At 60.5% G+C, this 671-nt stretch carries 1 pseudogene; it reads left to right on the top strand.

The features are described from left to right. A pseudogene (locus tag AC5ZG1_RS44145) lies at positions 1-358 on the top strand (hypothetical protein); the annotation flags it as partial. Between the last annotated feature and the right edge of the window lie 313 nt (positions 359-671).

The following is a 671-nucleotide window of genomic DNA, read 5'->3' as shown; positions in this document are numbered from 1 at the left end:
ACGAGGCTTTCGCAAAACCTCGATCCATAATCCGGCTGCTGCGCGTTATAGCGCAGCCACTGAGCACGCTGTGAAAGTGCTCGGCGCCTGTGAATTGACGCAGCCGAAGCTGGTCGCGGGATCCTCGCATCTCCCTGGGCCGGAAGCACCCCTCACCTTCCCGCTCTCGTGGGGGGACACGCGCTCTCTTTCGTGGTCAAGCCGCTCCGGAAGGCCTCCGTTACCAAGCTGGCTTGCCGCCGGCATCGTGATGTTGGGCCTTGCGGTAATTCTCACCGCAACGTTGATCGAGAAATGCAGCGCAAGGAGAGCGCGTGAGGACAGCCACACCAGGCCGGATCCGCAGTCACCTTCGTGATAGACGCCGCTAGCTTTGCGTCCATGCGCAGTTCAGCGTACGGGCTAAAGGTGTGGGCAGCGATCTCCAGCACGGCGGCATAACGCGCCGCTCGCTATGCCTAAGGCTCGATTATGGAATCGGTATATTTGTCCAGGCCAAAGGGCGTCTCGCTGGTTCACGGCCCTGGACCGCCAGAGTAGGTATCGCGCGTTCTACGCCGGCACAGCGCCCGAGCGCGGAATGAGCAATTAGACCGTGATGAGATTAGGTTTGACCATATCCGGCGTTGGTGAAGTAGTTTGAGCACTCGGCGGGTGTGACAGTGTCGAGG

It is taken from the genome of Bradyrhizobium sp. Leo78 (assembly GCF_059512425.1).
This window is presented reverse-complemented; position numbering and strand designations above follow the sequence as displayed.